The following is a 21,512-nucleotide window of genomic DNA, read 5'->3' on the forward strand; positions in this document are numbered from 1 at the left end:
CGTGTACCGGAAGGGAGAGTCATGGACTTTCCGCACCCCGCACGGCGCCTGCTCCTCGCTGTGCTCTCCGCATTCGCCCTCGCGACGGCCCTCGCCGTCCCCACGGGCAGCACCCCGTCGGCCTCCGCGGCCCAGGCCGCCGCCGTCACCTTCTCGGACACCTTCGACGGCCCCGCAGGGGCGGCCGTCGACGGGTCCAAGTGGCAGATCGAGACCGGCGACAACGTCAACAACCACGAACGGCAGTACTACACGGCCGGCAACAGCAATGCGGCGCTCGACGGCCAGGGCCACCTGGTGATCACGGCGCGCAAGGACAATCCCGGCAACTACCAGTGCTGGTACGGAAGATGTGAGTACACCTCCGCCCGGCTGAACACCTCGGGCAAGTTCACCTCGACGTACGGACACGTCGAGGCCCGGATGAAGATCCCGCGCGGCCAGGGCATGTGGCCCGCCTTCTGGATGCTCGGCAGCGACATAGGCCAGGTCGGCTGGCCCAACTCCGGTGAGATCGACGTCATGGAGAACGTCGGCTTCGAGCCCTCCACCGTCCACGGCACCATTCACGGCCCCGGCTACTCGGGTTCCGCGGGCATCGGTGCGGGCTACACGCTCCCCGGCGGCCAGGCCTTCGCCGACGCGTTCCACACCTTCGCCGTGGACTGGGCACCCGACTCGATCACCTGGACCGTCGACGGCGCCGTCTACCAGCGGCGCACCCCGGCCGATCTCGGCGGAAACCAGTGGGTGTTCAACAAGCCGTTCTTCCTGATCCTCAACCTCGCGGTCGGCGGCTACTGGCCCGGCGACCCCAACTCCAGCACCACCTTCCCGCAGCAGCTCGTCGTCGACCAGGTGCAGGTCAGCACCAGCAGCACCCCGCCCGCATCGGCCGGCACCATCACCGGGATCGGCGGCAAGTGCGTGGACGTGGCCGCCGGGTCCGCCGCCAACGGCACCGCGGTCCAGCTGTACGACTGCAACGGCACCACCGCCCAGAAGTGGAGCGTCGGATCCGACGGGACGATTCGCGCGCTGGGCAAGTGCCTGGACGTGGCGAGCGGCGGCACCGCCGACGGATCGCTGGTCCAGCTCTACGACTGCAACGGCACGGCGGCCCAGAAGTGGACCGTCACCGGGGCGAAGGACATCGTCAACCCACAGGCGAACAAGTGCCTGGACGCGAAGGGCAACACCTCCGCCAACGGCACCCGGCTCCAGATCTGGACCTGCGGCGGGTCCGCCAACCAGAAGTGGACCGTCACCGGCTGACCGCCGCCGGCATACGGCCCACCGCGTGGCCCGGTCTCCTCAGGACCGGGCCGCGCGCTGGCCGAGCAGCACACTCGCCACCACCAGGACCAGACCGCCCAGCTGCCAGAGGGTGAGCGTCTGGCCGAGCACCACGAGACCGGCCAGCGTCGCCATGATCGGGTTGGCCAGTCCGAGGAAGGAGACCGAGGCGGCCGGCAGCCGCTCGATGCCGCGGAACCACATGGCGTACGCCAGGGCCGTGCCGATCAGGCCGAGATAGGCGAATCCCGCGATGTTGGCGCCGCTCAGAGCGGGCGGCATCCCCTCGAAACCGAACGCGAGGGGCACCAGCACCAGCCCGCCCACGGTCAGCTGCCACCCGGTGAACGCCAGGAGCGATACGCCCTCGGGCCGGCCCCAGCGCTTGGCGAGCAGCACGGCGAACGCCATGAGGGTGGTGGCGAGGATCATCGCGCCCAGCCCGAGCGGGTCGACCACGGCCGAGCCCCGCAGGACCAGCAGACCCACCCCGATCACACCGACCAGACCGGCCCCCAGCGTGCGCCGGGTCGGACGCACCTTCAGGACCACGACCCCCAGGCTCGCGACGAGCAGCGGCAGCACCGCGCCGACCGTGCTGGCCACACCGCCCGGCAGCCGGTACGCGCCGAGGAAGACCAGCGGGAAGAACGCACCGAAGTTCAGCAGGCCGAGGACCGCGGACTTCCACCACCACGACCCGCTCGGCAGGCGCCGGGTGACGGCCAGGAGCACCAGACCCGCGGGCAGTGCCCTCATCATCGCGAGCAGCAACGGGCGGTCAGGGGGCAGCAGTTGGGTGGTGGTGACGTAGGTGGTGCCCCAGGTGAGCGGCCCGATGGCGGCGAGCGCGGCGTTCATGGCGGCGGACCCACGGGCCGGTGCGATGCCTGCTGCATTGCCCGGTGCGGTGCCGGATGCGGCTGCGGTCCCGCGGTGCGGTGTGGCGACGGACATGACGTTCCCCCTCAGCATTGATATTCTCAACGTTGAGATAAATCATCGCCCGCCGATAGGCGAACGTCAAGTATCTCAACGTTGAGAGATTCATCAGACCGGAGCGGACCGTGCCCCAGAAGCCCCAGCAGGAAGCAAGCGACGCCGTCGACGTGGTGGCCGCCCAGTGGCGCCACGAGCGGCCCGATCTCGGCCATCTCGACGCGATGGCACTGGTCGGCCGCATCAGCCGGGCCAACAACCTGATGCAGAAGGGCATGAAACCGGTCTTCGCCCGGTTCGGCCTGGAATTCGCGGAGTTCGACGTCCTGGCCACCCTGTGCCGGACCGGCGCCCCCTACGAACTGACCGCCGGCGGCCTGCTGCGCTCGGCGATGGTCACCTCGGGAGCCATCACCAACCGGCTCGACCGGCTGGAGAAGAAGGGCCTCATCGAGCGCATCCCGCACCCCGAGGACCGTCGGGCGGTCAAGGTCAGGCTCACCACCGAGGGCTTCGACCTGGTGAACGCCGCGGTCGAGGCCCACGTCGAGAACGAGGCCAGGATGCTGGCCGGGCTGACGAAGACCGAGCGCACCGCGCTCGACACGGGGCTGCGCCGTCTGCTCGTATCGCTCGGAGACACCGAACTGGGCTGATCGCACCGCCGACGGAAGGGAATCCGCCATGTCCGACGCCCCCGGCACCTCGATCGCGTACTGGGACGCCGCCGCCACGACGAAGACGTTCACGCATCCGCTGCATCTGCCGTGGCTGGACGGGGTGGACCGCGACGCGGCGGTCCTCGACTACGGCTGCGGGTACGGCAGGACCCTGGCCACGCTCCACGAGGAGGGCTTCGGGAATCTCACCGGAGCCGACATCTCACCGCGGATGATCGCCGAGGCGCGCCGCCGTCAACCCGCCTCCACCTTCGCCGTGTTGGACGCCCCGCCGGCGCTCGACGCCGCGGACGGAAGCTTCGACCTCGTGCTGCTTCTCGCCGTACTGACCTGCGTCCCCGGCGACGAGGCCCAGCACGGGCTCGTCCGCGAGGTGCACCGCGTACTGAAGCCCGGCGGGCTGCTGTACATCAGCGATCTGCTGCTCCAGGAGGACGCGCGCAACCGAGAGCGCTACGCGCGGTTCGCCGGGCGCCACGGCAGCGCCTACGGCGTCTTCGAGACCAGCGACGGAGCGGTCTGCCGCCACCACCCCGCCGACCACTTCACCTCGCTGCTGGCCGGATTCACGGTCACCGGAACCCGGCGCCCCACCGTGGCCACCATGAACGGCCACGCATCGGCCGCCGGGATCCAGTTCCTGGCCCGCAAGGACTGAGCCCTTCCTAGCCGTTCAGCAGGACCGGGAAGGACGCCTTGTCGTTCTGGGTGAGTACGGGGAGATTGCGGATCTCCTCCGGCGCGACGGCCAGGCGCAGCCCGGGGAAACGCTCGAAGAGCGCGGGCAGTGCGATGGCCGCCTCCAGCCGGGAGAGCGCGGCGCCGGGGCAGATGTGCGGGCCGTGCCCGAAGGTCATGTGGCGGATCGGGGTGGTCCGGGTGATGTCGAACGCGTCGGCGTCCGGGCCGTGCTGCTCGGTGTCGCGGCCGATCGCGCGGTAGGAGATCACCACGCCCTCGCCCTGGGGGATGACGCTGTCGCCGACCGGGATGTCCTCGGTGGCGAAGCGCATCAGCAGGTGGGTGATGGAGGGGTCCCAGCGCAGCGACTCCTCGATCACCGTCTCCCAGGAGACCTCCCCCGCCAGGACCAGGGCCAGCTGGTCGGGGTGGGTGAGCAGGGCGCGTACGACGTTGAGGATGAGTCCGATGGTGGTCTCGTGTCCGGCCGCCACCATCGCCTTGAGGTTGCCGACGACCTCTTCCTCGGTGAGCGGCTCGCCGCCCTCGTCGGCGAGGATGAGCCCGCTGGTGAGGTCGTCCGTGGGGTGCGCGGTCTTCTCCCGTACCAACTCGGTGTAGAACACGTCGAGTTCGGCGAGGACCGCCATGCGCTCCTCGTGCGGGGTGAGCATCGAGAAGAAGGCCTTGTACGCCTTCATCAGCATCGGATGCTGCGCCTCGTCCACGCCCATCAGATGCCCCACCACGCGCATCGGCAGCGGCTGCGCGAAGGCCGACTTGAGGTCCACCGCCCCGTCGACCGCCTGCTCGGCGAGAGCGTCCAGGAGCTCGTGGGTGAACTTCTCGATGTCGGGGCGTATCGCCTCCAGCCGCCGCGGGGTGATCGCCTGGGAGGTCTTGGTCCGCAGCCTGCGGTGCTCGGCGCCGTCGACGGTGAACATGGAGCGGCCCGCGTCGATCATGCCGATCAGCGGCCAGGCGTGCGTCACCGCCCCGGACTGCCACAGGGACCAGGCGTCCAGGTCCTTCACCAGGCGCTGGTCGGTGAGGAGTTGGCGCGCGTCCGCGTGCCGGGTGACGGCCAGCGCGGGGACACCGAGCAGCTCGATCCTGACGAGCGCACCGGCCTCGCGCAGCCGCGCCGTCTCACCGTCCAGGTCCGTCACCATCGGGTCGATGGCGAGAGCCGATGCGGCAGCGGCAGCGGCGGCGTGAGGGCAGTTCACAGGTGACCTCCAGTGGTACGTACGGGGGTGAAACCGACCGGCAGCGAGGTCATCCCCCGAAGGAAGGAGGACGGCCGCCGGACCAGGGACTCTGTGGGCACCGTCAGATCGATGTCGGGCAGCCGGTCGAGCAGCACCTCGATCCCGGTGCGGGCGAGGATCTCGGCGATCTCCTGCGCGGGGAAGGGGCAGCGGTACTCGCCATGGCCGAAGGAGAGGTGTGCGCTGTTGCCGCCCTGGCCCGCACCCGTGGGCAGGATGTCCTGGCGGATCAGCGGGTCGGCGTTGGCCGCGGCCAGGCCCAGCAGGAGCATGTCGCCCGCACGTATGACCTGTCCGGCCAGCGACGTGTCGCGGGCGGCCCAGCGCCCGGCGAGTATCTGGGTCGGGGCGTCCTCCCAGAGAGCCTCGTTCATCGCTTCGGCGACGCTGTGGCGGCCGCCGGAGAGCGCGGTGGCGAACCGGTCGTCGGTGAGCATCAGCCGGATGGAGTTGCCGATCCAGTCGGCGGTCGGGAGGTGTCCCGCCGCCGTGATCGCCATCAGGTCGAGGGCGTACTCCTCGTCGGTGAACGGCGCGGGGTCGGCGAGCATCCGGCTCGTCACGTCGTCGGCAGGCTGTGCGCGCCTGGCCGCGACGAGGCGGAACATGTGCCCGGCGAAGTCCACTTGGGCCTGCTGGGCCCCGGCGCCGCCGTCGGCGAGCTCGTTGATCACCTTCGCGATCCGTGCGCCGTCCTTGTCGGGGAAGCCGACCAGCCGTGCCAGGACGAGCACCGGCAGCAGCATGGCGAATTCCGCGACCAGGTCGGCGGTCCCGCGGTCACAGAACGCGTCGATCAGGCGGTCGGCCAACTCCTCGCTGTGGCGGCGGAGTTCGAAGGGGTCGACCTCCTCCAGCGCGGGTCCCACCATGGCCGCGTGCCGCCGGTGCTCGGCGCCGGCGGTGAAGTAGATGGACGGTGCGGGCCTGCCGACCATGGGCAGCAGCGGCCAGTCCGCGGGAATGTTCTCCCACTGGTTCCAGAGGCTGACGTCGCGCGGGTACAACTCGCCGTCGCTGGCGACCTGGTGGAGCTCGCGGTAGCCGATGACGAGCCAGGCGGGGATGGCGCCGGGCAGTTCGACCCGGACGACCGGGCCCTGATCGCGGCGCATGTCGCGGTAGAGGCCCAGCGGGTCGGTGAGGAACCGCTCCCCGCTGAGCGGGACCGCGGGGCAGCCGCCGACGGGTGCGGACGTGCCGGGCGAGGGGTGCGTCATCGTACGGACTCCTGGGGCGACGGTTCAGCGCGTTGCGGCCAAACGATCAACGCGAGACCACTATAAGGAAGTTGAGTGACCAAGCTGCTACCTCAATCTTCCACTTGTGTCACTTCCGTGATCACAAAACCCCCACATCCGCACATGGGCGATCACATCGACTCCCGCTCCGCGCGCATGTCACAAAGCCCACCCCCCAGCCGTCATCAGGGTGAGGTGGGGGACAACCCCCACTCGACTGGGGGATTAACCCGGTCGCCCCAGGGTCCCGCGCTCCCTAGATTCATAACTGTCCCCGCAAGACCCGCTCAACTCGCCCTACGGAGGCTCCCCGTGACCACCCACCGCCCGCTCGTCGCGGCCTTCCTGCGCTTCGTCGTCTGCGGTGGCGGTGTCGGCCTGGCCTCCAGCGGCGTCCTGATCGCCCTGCACGGCCGCATGCCGATGGTCCTCGCCAACGCGCTGGTCACCGTCGTCTCCACGGTGATCGCGACGGAGCTGCACGGCCGGATCTCCTTCCGCAGCGAGCGCCGCGGCTGGGGGGTCCACCTCCAGTCGGGGATGACGGTCGCGGTGAGCTACGCCTTCACGACCGGCGCCCTGCTCGCCCTGTACGCCGTCCACCCGGCCCCCTCCCCCATGACGGAACAGGTCGTCTACCTCTCCGCTTCGGCACTGACCGGCATCGGGAGGTTCGTGGTGCTGCGGGCCGTGGTCTTCGCCCGGCGTACGACCACCGCGGTGGCCCCGCTCGGCAAGCCCGCGGTGCCGATGGCGATGGCGGCCTGAGCTTCCTCAGGGCGCGGTGAACAGCGCGGGGAAACGGGGCGCGAGCCAGGGCTTGCGCCCCCAGGTGACGACATGGCCGCGGGCCATGGAACCCCACGGCCCCCGGCGGCCGAGCGCCATCAGAAGAAAGTCGACCGGTTCGGTGAGGATGACGCAGTCCGGGCGCGCAGGGGGCTCCTCCGTCACGGTCACCGCTCCCCGGGCGAACGTCGCACCGAACCGGCTGCCGCCCCACAGCCTGATCTCGTACCGGGCGCTCAGCGTGGCGATCGCCGCTTCGTCGACCGCCCGCCCCATGGCCGCGAGCATGAACGGCATGGCCAGTTCGACCCTGGCGCGGTCGATCATGTGCGGACGCCCCAGCGCACGGGCGAGGTCCCAGCCGTGGCCCAGCATGTGGGTCAGCAGGTACGAACCGAGTTCGGCCTGCCCCATCGGGCCCATCGGCGTAATCACGGTCCCCTGCTCAGGGTTCCGCTCCACCGCGTCGAGGAACGCCTCGGCCTGCGCCACGATCATCGCGGCCAACGGCTCCGCACCGCGCTCGCCGAAGGCGGCGAGCGCATCCTCGTTGGCCGCCGCCAGACTCTGCGGTGTGCCGTCGCCGTAGCTCCGCTCGTGCCCCGCCGCCAGCTCGGCCATCAACTGGTTCGCCAGCGCCAGGTGCGCCGCCGCCTCGCCCACGGTCCACTGCGATCCGGGGACCGGACCATCGGTGCCGGCCGCCCCGCGCACCAGCTCGGCGATCTCGGCGGCCGTTTCACGTATCGCGGAGCCGAGGCTCCCGGCACCCCCGGCACTCCTCGTGCTCGCTGTGCCGGACATCGTTTTCCTCATTGGCCGACTATCGCCGATCGGCCTACCTTCGAGGAAGAGGAGAGAAGAGAGAGGAGAGACGCGACATGGCAAAGATCCTTTTCGTGGTGACGGGGTCCGACCACTGGACGCTCGCCGACGGGACCAAGCATCCGAGCGGCTACTGGGCCGAGGAGGTCGTGGCCCCGTACCAGGCATTCAGGGAGGCCGGTCACGAGATCGTGGTCGCGACCCCCCGAGGTGTCCTGCCGACCCTCGATCAGGGGAGTCTGGCTCCCCAGTTCAACGGCGGCCAGGAGGGCGCGGACCGGGTGGCCGCCGGGCTCACCGCCATGACCGAGCTGCGGAGTCCGGTGAAGGTGGAGGACGTCGACCTGGATGCGTACGCGGCGGTCTTCTACCCCGGCGGTCACGGTCCCATGGAGGACCTCGCGATCAGCGCGGCGTCCGGCAGCCTGCTCGTGCGGACCCTGGATTCGGGCAAGCCCCTCGGCCTGGTCTGCCACGGTCCGGCCGCGCTGCTCTCCGCCGCCAGGGACGACGGCTCCCACGCCTTCGCGGGCTACCGGATCACCGGCTTCACCAACACCGAGGAATCCCAGTCGGGCTTCGCCGAGCGGGCCAGGTGGCTGCTCCAGGACCGGCTCGTCGAGGTGGGCGCGGAGTTCCAGGAAGGCACGCCCTGGGCTCCGTACGTGGTCGTCGACCGCAATCTCGTCACCGGCCAGAACCCGGCCTCCGCCGCCCCGCTCGCCCAGGAGCTGCTGAAGAAACTGATCTGACAGCGGCCGCGCCCCGGCGGCCCGACCGACGCCGAACTGCATTCCGGGACCCACGATTTGGGCCCGGAAACGATCTTCCGTAGGATCCGGCGATGATCATAAGCAAACGGCTGGCCGCCGGGGTGTGCGCGCTGCTCGCCGCCCTGGCCGTCGGCTTCTCCCCCACGGGGGCCGCAGCCGACGGACCGGACGCCAAGCCGTCCCCCAAGGTCGATCTCGTGCTCGACGTCAGCGGTTCGATGCGGACGCGCGACATCGACGGCCAGTCCCGGATGACCGCCGCCAAGCAGGCGTTCAACGAGGTGCTCGACGCGGTCCCGTCCGACGTCCAGCTCGGCATCCGCACGCTGGGTGCCGATTACCCGGGAAACGACCGCAAGACCGGCTGCAAGGACACCGCGCAGCTCTATCCGGTCGGCCCGCTCGACCGCACCGAGGCGAAGACCGCCGTGGCCACCCTCGCCCCCACGGGCTGGACGCCGATCGGGCCCGCCCTGCTCAAGGCGGCGGACGACCTCAAGGGCGGTGACGCGACGCGACGCATCGTGCTCATCACCGACGGCGAGGACACCTGCGCGCCGCTCGACCCGTGCGAGGTGGCGCGTTCCATCGCCGCGCAGGGCACCCATCTGGTCGTCGACACGCTCGGCCTGGTCCCCGACGCCAAGATCCGCAAGCAGCTGACCTGCATCGCGGAGGCGACCGGCGGTACGTACTCCTCGGTGCAGCACACCGACGAACTCACCGGCAGGGTCACGCAGTTGGTGGACCGTGCCGCCGATCCGGTGGCCGTCCCCGTGGCAACGGCGGGTGCGGCGCAGTGCACGGACGCGCCGCAGCTCAAGGCCGGTCTGTACACCGACCGCGAGAAGTTCTCCGAGCACCGCTGGTACCGGGTGGACGTGCTGCCCGGACAGGAGCTGCGCGCCTCGGTGAGCGTCGCGGCCGACCGCGCCGTCGGCCCGGACTACGGAGTGCTGTTGCGGGCGGTGACCCTCAGCGGGCGGGAGATCGTACGCGGGGAGCAGTCGGGAACGGGCAGAACCGATGTGATCTCCTCCGGTCTGCGCTACCCCAAGGCCCCGCAGGACGACGACGACACCGAGCCGAAGCCGGAGACCGTCTGTCTGCAGGTCAGCAACTCCTTCTCGGCCGCTGCTTCGGTCAAGACCACGCCCGGCCTGCCCGTCGAACTGACCGTGGACCTGGTGAAGTCGCCCGACGCGGCCTCCGACGTGGCCGCCTTCGGGCTCGGCCGCGGCTGGTGGCTGCTGGGCGCCCTGGTGCTCACCGGCTTCGTCGCGGGTGTGCTGTGGGGCTGGATCTCGCGCTGGCGCGTGGCCGTATGGAGGAGCAACTGATGCGTACGACAAAGATGCTGGCGGCTGCGGCACTGACCGCGGCGGCCCTGCTCACCACCGCCGGACCCGCCGTGGCCGACTCCCCCTCACCGAGCCCCTCGGCGAGCGGGGACGCCGCCGCGCCGACGCAGGCCGGCACCTCCTTCCGTACGGCGACGGTCCTGCGGCAGGACGAGGCGGGCACGGCCGACGCGTCGACCGGCGACTACCTGTACTGGGTGTTCCCCGCCGACGCCGGTGAGCGGGCCACGGTCCGGGCCACGGTGAAGCTCCCCGAGGCGGCAACCCGGCACGGCGCGTCCACCTGGCAGGTCGACGTCTACGACGGGCTGCGCCGCCGCCAGGCCTGCACCCACGGCAGCCAGACCCGCACCGCCGCGGCCGATGCCGCGTCGGTCGAGGTCAAGTGCACCCTGCGTACGGTCCGTGCCTGGTCCGAGCCCTGGGCCAACGACCCGCTGCCCGGCAGCTATTACGTACGCCTGACCGTCACCGCCCTGCCCGAGGAGGACCAGGGCCTGCCCGTGCACGCCGAGGTCGAGGCGACATCGGCGGACGCGGGCGGCGCCCATGCGGTCGACGGGACCCTGGCCGCCCCGCTGGTGACCGGGACCGCCACCGCCGCGACCGCCGCCGCCCCATCGGACGACGGCTGGTCGTCGGGCTGGTGGACGGACCGCTGGCTGTGGACGGTGGGCGGTGGCGTCCTGGGCGCGCTGGCCGCGATCGGCGGCTACACGCTCACCCGCGGCGCGGGGCGGCCCGCGCGCAGCTGAGCCCCAGAGCGGAACGGAGGGGAGGCGGCCGGCGCCTACCGGCGCTTCCCCTCTCCCGCCCGCCGCGCCACGACCAGCACCCTGCCGTTGTCGATGCGCAGCCCGCCGAGTTCGGCCTTCTCCTCGGACAGGTGTTCCACGTGGACCCGCGCGCGGGGGAAGCGCACATGCAGCCACTGGGCCAGTGCGGGGGCGTCGAGCAGCGCGGGCCCCACCTCGCCGGGCGGAAGTCCGGAGACGCGCCACCGTACAACGCCCGTACCGAACACGGCCCGCTCCAGCTGCTCCAGCCAGCGGGCGAGAGGGCGCCGCAGGCCCGCATACGCGTCGTCGTGGACGGCCTGGTCGAGCAACGGCCGCGCCCAGGTGGAGAGTTCGGCCACGGGCCCGGTCGCGTCGATCCCGGATCTGCCCTTGCGCGACATCCTCAGCCTGGCCCGGCCGTGCTCGATCCGCACCACCTCGATGCGGCTGCCCGAAGGCAGTGGGTGCGCACCGGCCCACCACCCGAGACCGGTGAAGGGCGAGTCCACGTGCGGACCGCCGGGTCTCCAGACGCTCTCCAGCCCGGCCAGCACATCGGCGAGATCACTCACGGCGGGGACCGGCCGGGGTTCCGTGACACAGGGGTGGCGCAGCAGGGCCGTGTCCTGGGCAATACGCTCCGCCGTCGAGATCAGCGAGACCACCGAAGAGGGGTTGCCGAAGGGGCGCACCCGGGTCTCCAGGGTGTCCAGGCAGACCATGAGGTGGTCGGGTCGACAGAGCAGCCCCGTGGCCAGAGGGCGCGCGAACGGTTCGGTGGAGCCCTCACGCACCGGGACCGGCTCCGGCAGCAGCGGGGAGAGCTGCCTCAGCCATCGGTCGAGGTCGGCTCCGCTGAGTACGGGAGCGGCCAGCCGTACGCGGCCCGAGGGGGTGGCCCGGGCCCGCAGCAGCGGCGGGCCCTGCTGACCGGCTGCGGGCACCGGCATGATCTCCACGGTCGGAGAGGAGAGTTCGGCGCCCGGCGTCGTGGAGACGTACAGTGATGCGATCCCTGCCCCGCCGAACACCTCGGCGAGCGCGGCGGCATCGAGCCCGGTGTGCAGTTCCCTGCCGTACGGCTGGTCCTCCCACCGCACCTCGCCGACGACGGTGAACCGCGAGTCGCCGACCAGACATTCGCGTACCCACTGGATCCACTCCCCGAGCGGCTGCTCGCCCGCGTGCCAGACGATGCCCCGTCCGCTGTGCGTCAATGGTGCTTCTCTCCGCCGCTGTTGAGCTCCTTGTACTCCTCGGCCGTGGCCTTGGGCACGTGGGTACCCGGACCGTACATGGCGTGGGCGAGCCTCGCCCGCAAGCGGTCGGAACGCCTGGGCGTGCGCTTGACCCCGTTGGCGTCGACCAGTGGTCCGACCTCGAAGGGGCGGTGCTGCTCGTGTGCGGTCAGCTTGTGCAACTGCGCCTGGGTGAGCGGCTCGTGGACCTCCACGAACTCCCCGTGCGGCAGCCGCTTGAGGGTCCCGCTCTCCCGTCCGTGCAGCGCCAGATCGCGGTCACGGTGTTGCAGCCCCAGGCAGAACCGGCGGGTGACGACGAAGGCCACCACCGGGACGAGGAAGAAGGAGATCCGCACGAACCAGGTGATCGAGTTGATCGAGAGATGGAAGCGCGTGGCCCACAGGTCGTTGCCGCCGCCGATCAGCAGCACCGCGTACAGGGCGAGCCAGGCGACGCCGAGCCCGGTGCGGGTCGGGGCGTTGCGCGGGCGTTCCGCGATGTGGTGTTCGCGCCGGTCGCCGGTCACCCAGGCTTCGATGAACGGATAGACCGCGATCACCGCCATGATCAACGGGAAGAGCGAGAAGGGAATGAAGACCCCCAACTGCAGGGTGTGACCCCAGGCGTTGATCTCCCATCCCGGCATCACCCGGATCAGCCCCTCGGAGAACCCCAGATACCAGTCGGGCTGGGCTCCCGTGGAGACATAGTCGGGGCGGTAGGGGCCCATCAGCCAGACCGGGTTGATGGAGGCGACCGCGCCCATCACCGCCAGCACCCCGAAGACCAGGAAGAACATGCCGCCGGCCTTGGCGACGTAGATGGGCAGGAAGGGCGCTCCCACCACGTTCCGCTCGGTCCGTCCGGGCCCGGCGAACTGGGTGTGCTTGTGGTAGAAGACCAGGATCAGGTGGGCGACGACCAGGCCCAGCATGATTCCCGGCAGCAACAGCACGTGGACGGGATAGAGCCGCGGGATGATGTCGTGCCCCGGAAACTCTCCGCCGAAGAGGAAGAAGGAGAGGTACGTCCCGACCACCGGGACCGAGAGGATCGCCCCCTGCGCGAAACGGATGCCGGTGCCGGACAGCAGGTCGTCGGGGAGCGAGTAGCCGGTGAGACCGGTGATCAGGCCGAGCATCAACAGGGTCCAGCCGAAAAGCCAGTTGACCTCGCGCGGCTTGCGGAAGGCGCCGGTGAAGAACACCCGCATCATGTGCACGAGCATCCCGGCGACGAAGATCAGCGCGGCCCAGTGGTGGATCTGCCGGATGAGCAGCCCGCCGCGTACATCCATGCTGATGTCGACGGTGGACTCGAAGGCCCGGGTCATCCGGACGCCGTTGAGGGGTGCGTACGAGCCGTCGTAGACGACTTCCGCGCTGCTCGGGTCGAAGAAGAGGGTGAGATAGACCCCGGTGAGGATCAGGACGATGAAGCTGTAGAGGCAGATCTCGCCCAGCATGAAGGACCAGTGGTCCGGAAAGATCTTGCGCATATTGGCCTTGGCGATCTGACGGAGGCCGATCCTGCTGTCCGCCCAGTCGGCCAACTTCTCGCCCTTGCCCGGCGGTTCAGGCCTTCCACTGGGCTGGGTGCGCTCGATTCGTCCGCTCATGCGACTCCCCCTCAGGCGGCTACCAGAGTCCCACGTCGCTCCGCCGCAGCCAACGGCCTTGGCGCGTCCAGGTGTTCGCCTGAGGGATGTTGACACCGCGTGGCCGGGCACGACATCGTCCCGTCGATGGAGATCACCGATCTGACGCCGGTCGAGCGACGCGTCCGGGACGCCTTCCTGCACGGCGAGTCCCTGGACCTGCGGCAGGACCCGGAGGAGGAGACCGCGCTCGGTCACAGCTGGGGCGAGGACCGGACGGTCCGCGCGTCGGTGCTGCGCTGGCTCCTGCTGTCCGGCGACCGGGTGGACGGCAGCACCGCCGGACTGTGGCTCACGGGTGCGCGCATCGTGGGGCGCCTGCATCTGGCGTACGCCGCCATCGAGCCCCCGGTCCATCTGGGCCGGTGCCACTTCGAAGAGAGCCTGTCGCTGTACGGGGCGCAGCTGCGCCAGCTCGAACTGGGCGGCTCGCACCTGCCTGCCCTGAACGCCGCCACCGTGCGCATCGACGGAGTGCTGCGCATGACGGGCTGCCGTGTATCGGGGGCGGTGGAACTGGGCGGTGCGAGGATCGCCGGGGCACTGTTCCTCGACGACGCCGAGATCGGCGACGCCGGTCAACAGGAGGCTCCTGCACTGCAGTTGAACCACGCGGTGCTCGACGCGGACATCTGGGCCGTCGGTCTGGTGTCCCACGGACAGGTGCGACTCCTGGGCACCCAGGTCGCCGGTACGGTCAATCTGGACGACGCCCGCCTGCACCATCCGGGCCGCACCGCACTCCACGCGGAGAATCTCACCGTCGGCGCTGATGTGCGCGGCATGCGGTTCACCGTCGAGGGCCTGATGAATCTGCGCGGCGCGCGCATCCCGGGCCAGCTGAACCTCGCGTACGCCACGCTCGCCAACCCGGGCGGCATGGCGCTGCGGGCCAGCGCCACCGTCATCGGCGAACTGTGGCTGCGGGAAGCCGCGCCCGTCGAGGGGCTGGTCAATCTGCGCCGCGCCCAGATCGATGTCCTGCACGTCGCACCCGACGTCTGGCCCGAGGCGGTCCGTCTCGACGGACTCTCCTACACGACGCTCTCACCTCACGAACCCGCCGAGCGCAGGCTTCCCCTCCTCGAACGCGACGCGGGCGGCTATGTCCCGTACGCCTACGAGCAGTTGAGCGCCGCCTACCGCAGGATCGGCGACGACCACGCGGCCCGGACCGTACAGCTGGCCAAGCAGCGCCGGCGCCGCTCCACGCTCGCCTGGCACGGCCGGCTCTGGGGGAAGCTGCAGGACGTCACCGTCGGCTACGGATTCCGGCCCGTCCGCGCCGCCGTCTGGCTCTTCTCCCTGCTGCTCGCCGGAACCGTCGCCTACGCCCTGCACCACCCGCAGCCGCTGAAGGCCGGCGAGGCCCCGGCCTTCAGCCCGCTGTTCTACACCCTCGACCTGCTGCTGCCGATCATCGACTTCGGGCAGGAACGCGCCTACACCCCGGTCGGGTGGCTGCAGGCGCTCTCGTACCTGCTCATCGTCACCGGCTGGATCCTGGCGACGACGATCATCGCCGGGATCACCCGCGCCGTCAGCCGCCAGTGACGGCGCCGGCTCTCACTTCTTCGCCGCGGTGATGTTGCCGCCGGTGATCCCCTTCGGGTTGAGGTGGGCGATGTGGCCGCTCTCGGTGCCGGCCGAGGGGTCGATCACGCAGTCGATGAGCGCGGGATCACCCGATGCCAGCGCCTCGGTGAGCGCGGCGGTGACCTCGGCGGGTGTGGTCGCGCGGTAGCCCTTGCCGCCGAACGCCTCGATCATCCGGTCGTGGCGCGCCGCGGTCATCAGGGTGGTCGGCGAGGGGTCGCTGGTCAGCGGGTTGACGTCGTCGCCCCGGTAGACACCACCGTTGTTCATGATCACGGTGACGACGGGGAGCTGGTAGCGGCAGATCGTCTCCAGCTCCATGCCGCTGAACCCGAAGGCGCTGTCGCCCTCGACGGCCACGACAGGCGCCCCGCTCTCGACGGCGGCGGCGATCGCGTACCCCATGCCGATACCCATGACCCCCCAGGTGCCGCTGTCGAGGCGGTGGCGCGGCACCTGCATGTCGATGACGTTGCGGGCGATGTCCAGTGCGTTGGCGCCCTCGTTGACGAGGTATGTCTCGGGGCGCTCGCGGATCACGTCGCGTACGGCCTTCAGCGCGCCCATGAACTGCATCGGGCTCGGGTCCGCCTCCAGGCGCTTGGCCATCTTGGCCGCGTTCTGCGCCGTACGGGCCGCCAGTTCCTCCGTCCAGGCCGCGGGCGTCGCGATCTGGCCGGGCTTGGTCCGCTCGGCGATCGCGTCGAGCACCGACTCGATGTCACCGACGAGGGGGGCGGCGATCGGCTGGTTGCTGTCGATCTCCCGGGGCTCGATGTCCACCTGGACGAACTTCGCATCCGGGTTCCACGAGGGCGCCTGCCCGTGGTTGAGCAGCCAGTTCAGCCGGGCGCCGACGAGCATCACCACGTCGGCCTTCTTCAGCGCCAGCGAACGGGCGGCGGCCGCGGACTGCGGGTGGTCGTCGGGCAGCAGGCCCTTGGCCATCGACATCGGTACGTACGGAATGCCGGTGGACTCCACGAAGCTGCGGATCTTCTCGTCCGCCTGCGCGTACGCGGCACCCTTCCCGAGCACCACCAGCGGCCGCTCGGCGCCTGCCAGGAGCTCGATCGCCCGGTCCACCGCCTCGGGCGCGGGCAGTTGGCGCGGGGCGGGGTCGACCAGCCGGCTCAGCGTCCTGGCGCCGTCCTCCGCGTCCAGGACGGAGCCGAGCACGGCGGCGGGGATGTCGAGGTAGACGCCGCCGGGGCGGCCGGATATCGCGGTGCGCAGCGCGCGGGCGATGCCCCTGCCGATGTCCTCGACGCGGCTCACGCGGTAGGCGGCCTTGACGAAGGGCTGGGCGGCGGCGAGCTGGTCCATCTCCTCGTAGTCGCCCTGCTTGAGGTCGACGAGGTGGCGCTCGCTGGAGCCCGAGATCTGCACCATCGGGAAACAGTTGGTCGTCGCGTTCGCCAGCGCGACCAGGCCGTTGAGGAATCCGGGCGCCGAGACGGTCAGGGCCACGCCCGGCTTCTTGTTCAGGTATCCCGCCGCCGCGGCCGCATGCCCGGCGTTGCTCTCGTGCCGGAAACCGATGTAGCGGATGCCCTGGGCCTGGGCGAGGCGCGCCAGGTCGGTGATCGGGATGCCGACCACCCCGTAGATCGTGTCGATGTCGTTGAGTTTGAGTGCGTCGACGACCAGGTGGTACCCGTCGGTGAGCTCGGCCTGTGTTTCGGTGGCCGCCGCGATGTCCTTCGCGGCGGGGACAGTTGGGGCTGTCATGGTCCGAGGTCCTCCTTGGGCAGTCCTGCCTGCGGCTACTCCTCACACTCTCGGGAGTGGGCGCGCCCGCGTCCAAGACCTATTCGCGACCAGCCGATAAACAGCGTCTATCGAGTGGTCGCGCTACCGCACCCGGTGCTCGGCGGCCAGCGGCCGGTCGAAGAACTCGTCGAGCGCGAGCCCCGTGGCCGCGTTCACGAAGGCCCGTGCGGCGACCGACCCGGGGGTGGCCGCGTGGATGGCCACCGACACCTGTGCGCGGGCGTCGGGTTCGACCAGCCGTACCGCCCGGGTCCTGCCGATGACGGGCATCGCCTGCAGCCACGAGTGCGGCACGATGCTCGCCCACTCGCCGACGCCCACATGCGCGTAGAGGGAGGCGATCGAGTCCGTCTCCACCTGCGGGGTCACCACGACGCCGATCTTCGCGAACACCTCGTCGATGAGCTGGCGGATCCTCATGTCGGGGGTCAGCAGCGCGAGCGGCAGCTGGGCGGCATCGGCCCAGGTCATGGTGTGGGTCGGCGGCATGAGCTGGTCTCCCGAGACCAGCAGCATGTACCGCTCCTCGTAGAGCGGCGTCACCACCAACCCCTCCTGGTCGCCGGGGGCGATGTGGGCGATGACGGCGTCCAGCTCGAACTCGGCTATCTGGCGCAGCAGTTCCTTGGTCGACAGACGCGAGCGCACCTGCACCTTGGCCAGCGGATGCGCCGAACAGAAGGCCCCTACGGGGAGCGCCAGGGTGGTGGAGGCGGTGGGTTCGGTCCCCAGCCGCAGGGTGCCGGTGATGCCCGACTGCACGGCGGCCACTTCGGCCTTGAACGCGTCCTGTTCGGCCAGGATCCGTTTGGCCCATACGACGAGCCGCTCGCCCTCGGGGGTGAGGCCCTCGTAGTTGTGCCCCCGGTTGATCAGCGTGACATTGAGCTCGCGCTCGAGCTTGGCGATCGCGGCGGAGAGCGCGGGCTGGGAGACGTAACAGGACTCGGCCGCCCGGGCGAAGTGCCGCTCCCGGGCCACGGCCACGAAGTACTCGAGCTGACGAAACAGCACTGGCAACTCCTCCCTGCCCCCGGCACCCCCGCTGACCTGCGGCTGATCCTACAGATCCGCGATGTGTCGATCGATGGTCCGGCGCCGGGAAAAATACGGTGCACCGCCGCGCAAGGATCACTACGCTCGTCCTGCGCACCGCCACCAGGGTCGGCCGCGCCTGCCACGGGCCGAACAGGCCGTGGCCGTACGGGAGATGCGAAGGGAGCACCGGTCATGCGACGCCTCGGCGACAGCACCACCGCCACCGCTCCCCGGACGCGTTACGACGTGATCCCGGTGTCTCCGCGCACCTGGTGACCGCTGCGCGGCCGTCACCGGATCCCGCGACGAACACCTGACACCGGCGAGCCTTCTTGTCGCGTGTCCCCTCGTCCTCGTATCGCGCCGCCCTGAGTTCTTACCGCCCGACCCGAAAGGCGCCGGCCGTGCGCACCCATGTCCCCACCCACACCCGTCTCCTCCCCCTGTCCACCGTCAGGAACCTGGGCATCCTCGCCCATGTCGACGCGGGCAAGACCACCGTCACCGAGCGCTTCCTGTTCCTGACCGGCGCGATCCACCGGCTCGGCGAGGTCCACGACGGCACGACCGTCACCGACTTCGATCCGCAGGAACGCGACCGCGGGATCACCATCTCCGCGGCTGCGGTCAGCTGCGACTGGGACGGGCACCGGATCAATCTGATCGACACTCCAGGACACGTCGACTTCGCCGACGAGGTGGAGCGCGCGCTGCGCGTGCTCGACGGCGCGGTCGCGGTGTTCGACGCGGTCGCCGGGGTGGAGCCGCAGTCCGAGTCGGTCTGGCGCCAGGCCGACCGGTACGGGGTGCCGCGCATCGCCTTCGTCAACAAGCTGGACCGGATGGGCGCCGACCTCGACACGGCGGTGGCCTCGATCCGCGCCCGGCTCGGCACCGTGCCGCTGGTGGTGCAGCTGCCGGTCGGACGGGAGTCCGGGTTCACGGCCGTCGTGGATCTGGTCCGGATGCGGCTGCTGACCTGGGACGGCGACGGTACGTACGCCGAAGGACCGGTGCCCGAAGGGCTGTTGACGCAGGCGCGGCAGCGGCGTGCGGTGCTGGACGAGGCCGTGGCCGGGCTGCACGCCCGGGCCCTGGAGGAGTACGTCCACGACTCCGCGCTCAGCGACGCGACGCTCGCCGCCGCACTTCGTGCGATCACACTCGACGCGGACAGCGGCGGCGTGGTGGTGCTGTGCGGTTCGGCGTACCGCAACCGCGGGATCGAACCGCTGCTCGACGCGGTGACGGCGTACCTGCCCTCGCCGCTGGACGTACCGCCGGTGCCCGGCCGGGCCGCCGCCGACCCGGCGGAGCCCTTCGCCGCACTCGTCTTCAAGGTCGCGGCGACGGCGACAGGCCGGCTCACCTATCTGCGGGTCTACGCGGGAACGATGAGAAAGGGGGACCTCGTGCTGGACACGGGAGCGGGCCGCACCGAGCGCATCGGGCGGATCGTGCGGGTACAGGCCGACCGGCACGCGGAGGCGGAGCTGGCGGTCGCCGGGGACATCGTCGCCGTGGCCGGGGTGAAGGCCGCGCGTTCGGGCGCGACGCTGTGCGCGCCCGGGGCACCGCTGCTCCTGGAGCCGCCTTCCGTACCCGATCCCGTCGTCTCGGTCGCCGTCGAGGCGGTCCGTGGCACGGACACCGGCCGGCTGGCCGGCGCACTGGCCCGCCTCACCGAGGAGGACCCGTCGCTCCGTGCGCGGACCGACCCCGAGACGGGCCAGACCCTGCTCTCGGGCATGGGCGAACTCCATCTGGAGGTCGCGGTGGAGAAACTCCGCAGTACGCACACGCTGGACGTCCGGGTCGGCCGGCCGCGTGTGTCGTACCGGGAGACGGTGGTACGGGGTGTGTCGGATCTCGTGTACCGGCATGTCAAACAGGACGGCGGGGCAGGGCAGTTCGCCCACATCGTCCTCGAGGTCCTGCCGTACGACGAGGGGCACTTCGCCTTCACGTCGACGGTGGCCGGAGGCCGGGTGCCGCGCGAGTTCGTGCGCGCGGTGGAGGCCGGCTGCCGGGACGCGCTGGCGGAGGGACCGCTCGGCGGGCATCCGGTGACCGGGGTGCGGGTCGTCCTGACGGACGGTGCGACCCACACCAAGGACTCCTCCGACCTGGCGTTCCGCACGGCGGGCCGGCTCGCGCTCCGCGAGGCTCTGCGGGCGGGCACCATGGTGCTCCTGGAACCGGTGGCCGAGGTGACGGTCACCGTGCCCGACGACGCCGTGGGCTCGGTCCTCGGTGACCTGGCCGCCCGCCGCGGCCGGGTCACGGACTCGGCGGTACGGGGCGCGACGGCGGTGGTCACCGCCACGGTCCCGCTGGCCGAACTGTTCGGCTACGCCTCCCGGCTCCGCGGCCGCTCCCAGGGCCGCGGGACCTTCACCACCCGGCCGACGGGTTACGCACCCGTACCGGCCGGAGTGCCTGAGGCACCGACGGCCCGATAGCCGCGGCCGACGGCCGCCGTGGCCCGCGCACCTCGCGGGCCACGGCGGCTCACGTCGGGCTCGGCGCGGAAGGTCTGACGCGCTCCGCGGTGCGGCGTTCGAGGATCTCCAGCGTCCGCCGCGCCCAGCGCAGGTTCTCCTCCTCGAAGGAGATGCCGCGCATCAGCGTCAGATACGGCCCGATACGGTCGCTGTCCCTCAGGAACTCCTCCTCGCCCAGGCCTCCGAGAAGATGGAGCCGCACCCGTTCATAGCGGGCGAGCTTCCCGTGCGCCCAGTCCATGCGCTCCTCGATGTGGCCGCGTACGGCGTCGACGTCACCGACGTCCAGCGCCTGCACCTTCACCATCAGCTCGTCGCGGGTCGCCGTGGGTCTGGGCTCCTTGGCGGTGAACGCCGCCATGTCCGCCCGGCCGCTCTCGGAGAGCGTGAACATCCGCTTGTTCGGCCGGCGTTCCTGGGGCACGACCCGCGCCTCGACGAGCCCGTCCGCGGCCAGCCGGTCCAGTTCGCGGTAGAGCTGCTGGGGCGTCGCCGCCCAGAAGTTGGACACGGAGACGTCGAAGATCTTCGCCAGGTCGTAGCCGGAGGCCTCGCCCTCCAGGAGCGCGCCGAGCACCGCGTATTTCAGGGACACATGGACACCGTACATCGATGCGATTACTGTCACCCGCACCTATTCAACAAATTGACCATGAGGTGCCGACCATGCTCCCCTTCCGCAAGGCCGTGGAAGCGAACGACCACGCCGCGATCGAAGCCCTCCTGGCGGAGAACGTCGTCTTCACCAGCCCGGTCGCCTTCAAGCCGTATCCCGGCAAGCCCATGACCGCGGCCATCCTGCGCGGGGTCACCCGCGTCTTCGAGGACTTCCGTTACGTACGGGAGATCGTCAGCGCCGACGGCCGCGACCAGGCTCTCGTCTTCGTGGCCCGCGTGGGCGAACGCGAGATCAACGGCTGCGACTTCCTCCACCTGGACGAGGACGGCCTCATCGACGACTTCACCGTCATGGTCCGCCCCCTGTCGGCCGCCCAGGCGCTGTCCGCCGCCATGGGAGCGCAGTTCGAGCAGATCGCCCGCGAGGCTGCCGGAGCCTGACCCGACCG

Annotated in this window: 19 protein-coding genes; 10 read left to right on the plus strand and 9 right to left on the minus strand. The window is 70.7% G+C overall.

Annotated features, from left to right (window positions below):
- Positions 1–21 precede the first annotated feature (21 nt).
- On the plus strand, positions 22–1,275 hold the full coding sequence (locus AB0H78_RS05335) for a family 16 glycosylhydrolase (RefSeq protein WP_363232900.1): 1,254 nt from the start codon (positions 22–24) through the stop codon (positions 1,273–1,275).
- Between the two features lie 39 nt (positions 1,276–1,314).
- On the opposite strand, the gene AB0H78_RS05340 is transcribed toward AB0H78_RS05335, so the two are convergent.
- Positions 1,315–2,253: an EamA family transporter gene (locus tag AB0H78_RS05340; RefSeq protein WP_363232901.1), complete on the minus strand. Its 939-nt coding sequence runs from the start codon at positions 2,251–2,253 to the stop codon at positions 1,315–1,317.
- Between the two features lie 110 nt (positions 2,254–2,363).
- Here AB0H78_RS05340 and AB0H78_RS05345 point away from each other — a divergent pair, with 110 nt between their 5' ends.
- On the plus strand, positions 2,364–2,891 hold the full coding sequence (locus tag AB0H78_RS05345) for a MarR family transcriptional regulator (protein ID WP_363232902.1): 528 nt from the start codon (positions 2,364–2,366) through the stop codon (positions 2,889–2,891).
- Between the two features lie 28 nt (positions 2,892–2,919).
- Positions 2,920–3,573, plus strand: coding sequence for a class I SAM-dependent methyltransferase (locus tag AB0H78_RS05350; protein WP_363232903.1), 654 nt, complete (start codon positions 2,920–2,922; stop codon positions 3,571–3,573).
- 7 nt (positions 3,574–3,580) lie between these two features.
- Here the strand turns inward: AB0H78_RS05350 and AB0H78_RS05355 are convergent, their stop codons facing one another.
- A complete protein-coding gene (locus AB0H78_RS05355) occupies positions 3,581–4,825 on the minus strand; it encodes a cytochrome P450 (RefSeq protein ID WP_363232904.1) in 1,245 nt (414 codons plus the stop codon).
- Positions 4,822–6,087 carry a cytochrome P450 gene (locus tag AB0H78_RS05360; RefSeq protein ID WP_363232905.1) on the minus strand — a complete coding sequence of 422 codons (1,266 nt, stop codon included), beginning with the start codon at positions 6,085–6,087 and terminating at the stop codon, positions 4,822–4,824. The genes AB0H78_RS05355 and AB0H78_RS05360 overlap by 4 nt, the downstream gene beginning before the upstream one ends.
- A 333-nt stretch (positions 6,088–6,420) precedes the next feature.
- On the opposite strand from AB0H78_RS05360, the gene AB0H78_RS05365 reads away from it, so the two are divergent.
- Entirely contained in the window at positions 6,421–6,876 is a 456-nt protein-coding gene (locus AB0H78_RS05365) for a hypothetical protein (RefSeq protein ID WP_363232906.1), read from the plus strand.
- A gap of 6 nt (positions 6,877–6,882) precedes the next feature.
- On the opposite strand, the gene AB0H78_RS05370 is transcribed toward AB0H78_RS05365, so the two are convergent.
- The gene (locus AB0H78_RS05370; RefSeq protein ID WP_363232907.1) at positions 6,883–7,701 is read right to left on the minus strand and encodes a maleylpyruvate isomerase family mycothiol-dependent enzyme; all 819 of its coding nucleotides are present in this window, start codon (positions 7,699–7,701) and stop codon (positions 6,883–6,885) included.
- Between the two features lie 77 nt (positions 7,702–7,778).
- Between AB0H78_RS05370 and AB0H78_RS05375 the strand changes: the two genes are divergently transcribed.
- From AB0H78_RS05375 to AB0H78_RS05385, 3 genes are all read left to right on the plus strand, one after another.
- The gene (locus AB0H78_RS05375) at positions 7,779–8,474 is read left to right on the plus strand and encodes a type 1 glutamine amidotransferase domain-containing protein (protein ID WP_363232908.1); all 696 of its coding nucleotides are present in this window, start codon (positions 7,779–7,781) and stop codon (positions 8,472–8,474) included.
- 92 nt (positions 8,475–8,566) lie between these two features.
- Complete coding sequence (locus AB0H78_RS05380; protein ID WP_363232909.1) at positions 8,567–9,835, plus strand: VWA domain-containing protein; 1,269 nt, start codon at positions 8,567–8,569, stop codon at positions 9,833–9,835.
- Positions 9,835–10,611, plus strand: a complete 777-nt coding sequence (locus tag AB0H78_RS05385; protein ID WP_363232910.1) for a hypothetical protein — start codon at positions 9,835–9,837, stop codon at positions 10,609–10,611. Before AB0H78_RS05380 ends, AB0H78_RS05385 begins: the two co-directional genes overlap by 1 nt.
- A gap of 35 nt (positions 10,612–10,646) precedes the next feature.
- On the opposite strand, the gene AB0H78_RS05390 is transcribed toward AB0H78_RS05385, so the two are convergent.
- Both AB0H78_RS05390 and AB0H78_RS05395 read right to left on the minus strand, forming a co-directional pair.
- Positions 10,647–11,852, minus strand: coding sequence for a hypothetical protein (locus AB0H78_RS05390; RefSeq protein WP_363232911.1), 1,206 nt, complete (start codon positions 11,850–11,852; stop codon positions 10,647–10,649).
- Positions 11,849–13,495 carry a ubiquinol-cytochrome c reductase cytochrome b subunit gene (locus AB0H78_RS05395; RefSeq protein WP_363232912.1) on the minus strand — a complete coding sequence of 549 codons (1,647 nt, stop codon included), beginning with the start codon at positions 13,493–13,495 and terminating at the stop codon, positions 11,849–11,851. Before AB0H78_RS05395 ends, AB0H78_RS05390 begins: the two co-directional genes overlap by 4 nt.
- Before the next feature lie 126 nt (positions 13,496–13,621).
- Here AB0H78_RS05395 and AB0H78_RS05400 point away from each other — a divergent pair, with 126 nt between their 5' ends.
- A complete protein-coding gene (locus AB0H78_RS05400) occupies positions 13,622–15,088 on the plus strand; it encodes a membrane-associated oxidoreductase (protein ID WP_363233428.1) in 1,467 nt (488 codons plus the stop codon).
- Positions 15,089–15,100: 12 nt separating this feature from the next.
- On the opposite strand, the gene oxc is transcribed toward AB0H78_RS05400, so the two are convergent.
- Both oxc and AB0H78_RS05410 read right to left on the minus strand, forming a co-directional pair.
- The gene (oxc, locus tag AB0H78_RS05405) at positions 15,101–16,861 is read right to left on the minus strand and encodes an oxalyl-CoA decarboxylase (RefSeq protein ID WP_363232913.1); all 1,761 of its coding nucleotides are present in this window, start codon (positions 16,859–16,861) and stop codon (positions 15,101–15,103) included.
- Positions 16,862–16,984: 123 nt separating this feature from the next.
- Positions 16,985–17,917 (minus strand): LysR family transcriptional regulator, encoded by a 933-nt coding sequence (locus tag AB0H78_RS05410; protein ID WP_363232914.1) that lies wholly within the window; start codon positions 17,915–17,917, stop codon positions 16,985–16,987.
- A gap of 428 nt (positions 17,918–18,345) precedes the next feature.
- On the opposite strand from AB0H78_RS05410, the gene fusA reads away from it, so the two are divergent.
- On the plus strand, positions 18,346–20,403 hold the full coding sequence (gene fusA / locus AB0H78_RS05415) for an elongation factor G (RefSeq protein ID WP_363232915.1): 2,058 nt from the start codon (positions 18,346–18,348) through the stop codon (positions 20,401–20,403).
- Between the two features lie 49 nt (positions 20,404–20,452).
- Here the strand turns inward: fusA and AB0H78_RS05420 are convergent, their stop codons facing one another.
- Positions 20,453–21,040 (minus strand): PadR family transcriptional regulator, encoded by a 588-nt coding sequence (locus AB0H78_RS05420; RefSeq protein ID WP_363232916.1) that lies wholly within the window; start codon positions 21,038–21,040, stop codon positions 20,453–20,455.
- Positions 21,041–21,111: 71 nt separating this feature from the next.
- Between AB0H78_RS05420 and AB0H78_RS05425 the strand changes: the two genes are divergently transcribed.
- Positions 21,112–21,504: a nuclear transport factor 2 family protein gene (locus AB0H78_RS05425; RefSeq protein ID WP_363232917.1), complete on the plus strand. Its 393-nt coding sequence runs from the start codon at positions 21,112–21,114 to the stop codon at positions 21,502–21,504.
- Positions 21,505–21,512 lie beyond the last annotated feature (8 nt).

Source organism: Streptomyces sp. NPDC050738, from assembly GCF_040654175.1.
GTDB lineage: Bacteria > Actinomycetota > Actinomycetes > Streptomycetales > Streptomycetaceae > Streptomyces.

What these genes read in the sequence shown, in the direction of transcription:
- AB0H78_RS05335 (WP_363232900.1), top strand. Translation starts at nt 22, where the DNA reads ATGGACTTTCCGCACCCCGCACGGCGCCTGCTCCTCGCTGTGCTCTCC.
- AB0H78_RS05425 (WP_363232917.1), top strand. Translation starts at nt 21,112, where the DNA reads ATGCTCCCCTTCCGCAAGGCCGTGGAAGCGAACGACCACGCCGCGATC.
- oxc (WP_363232913.1), bottom strand. Translation starts at nt 16,861, where the DNA reads ATGACAGCCCCAACTGTCCCCGCCGCGAAGGACATCGCGGCGGCCACC.
- AB0H78_RS05370 (WP_363232907.1), bottom strand. Translation starts at nt 7,701, where the DNA reads ATGTCCGGCACAGCGAGCACGAGGAGTGCCGGGGGTGCCGGGAGCCTC.
- AB0H78_RS05340 (WP_363232901.1), bottom strand. Translation starts at nt 2,253, where the DNA reads ATGTCCGTCGCCACACCGCACCGCGGGACCGCAGCCGCATCCGGCACC.
- AB0H78_RS05350 (WP_363232903.1), top strand. Translation starts at nt 2,920, where the DNA reads ATGTCCGACGCCCCCGGCACCTCGATCGCGTACTGGGACGCCGCCGCC.
- AB0H78_RS05380 (WP_363232909.1), top strand. Translation starts at nt 8,567, where the DNA reads ATGATCATAAGCAAACGGCTGGCCGCCGGGGTGTGCGCGCTGCTCGCC.
- AB0H78_RS05375 (WP_363232908.1), top strand. Translation starts at nt 7,779, where the DNA reads ATGGCAAAGATCCTTTTCGTGGTGACGGGGTCCGACCACTGGACGCTC.
- AB0H78_RS05400 (WP_363233428.1), top strand. Translation starts at nt 13,622, where the DNA reads ATGGAGATCACCGATCTGACGCCGGTCGAGCGACGCGTCCGGGACGCC.
- AB0H78_RS05395 (WP_363232912.1), bottom strand. Translation starts at nt 13,495, where the DNA reads ATGAGCGGACGAATCGAGCGCACCCAGCCCAGTGGAAGGCCTGAACCG.
- AB0H78_RS05385 (WP_363232910.1), top strand. Translation starts at nt 9,835, where the DNA reads ATGCGTACGACAAAGATGCTGGCGGCTGCGGCACTGACCGCGGCGGCC.
- AB0H78_RS05360 (WP_363232905.1), bottom strand. Translation starts at nt 6,087, where the DNA reads ATGACGCACCCCTCGCCCGGCACGTCCGCACCCGTCGGCGGCTGCCCC.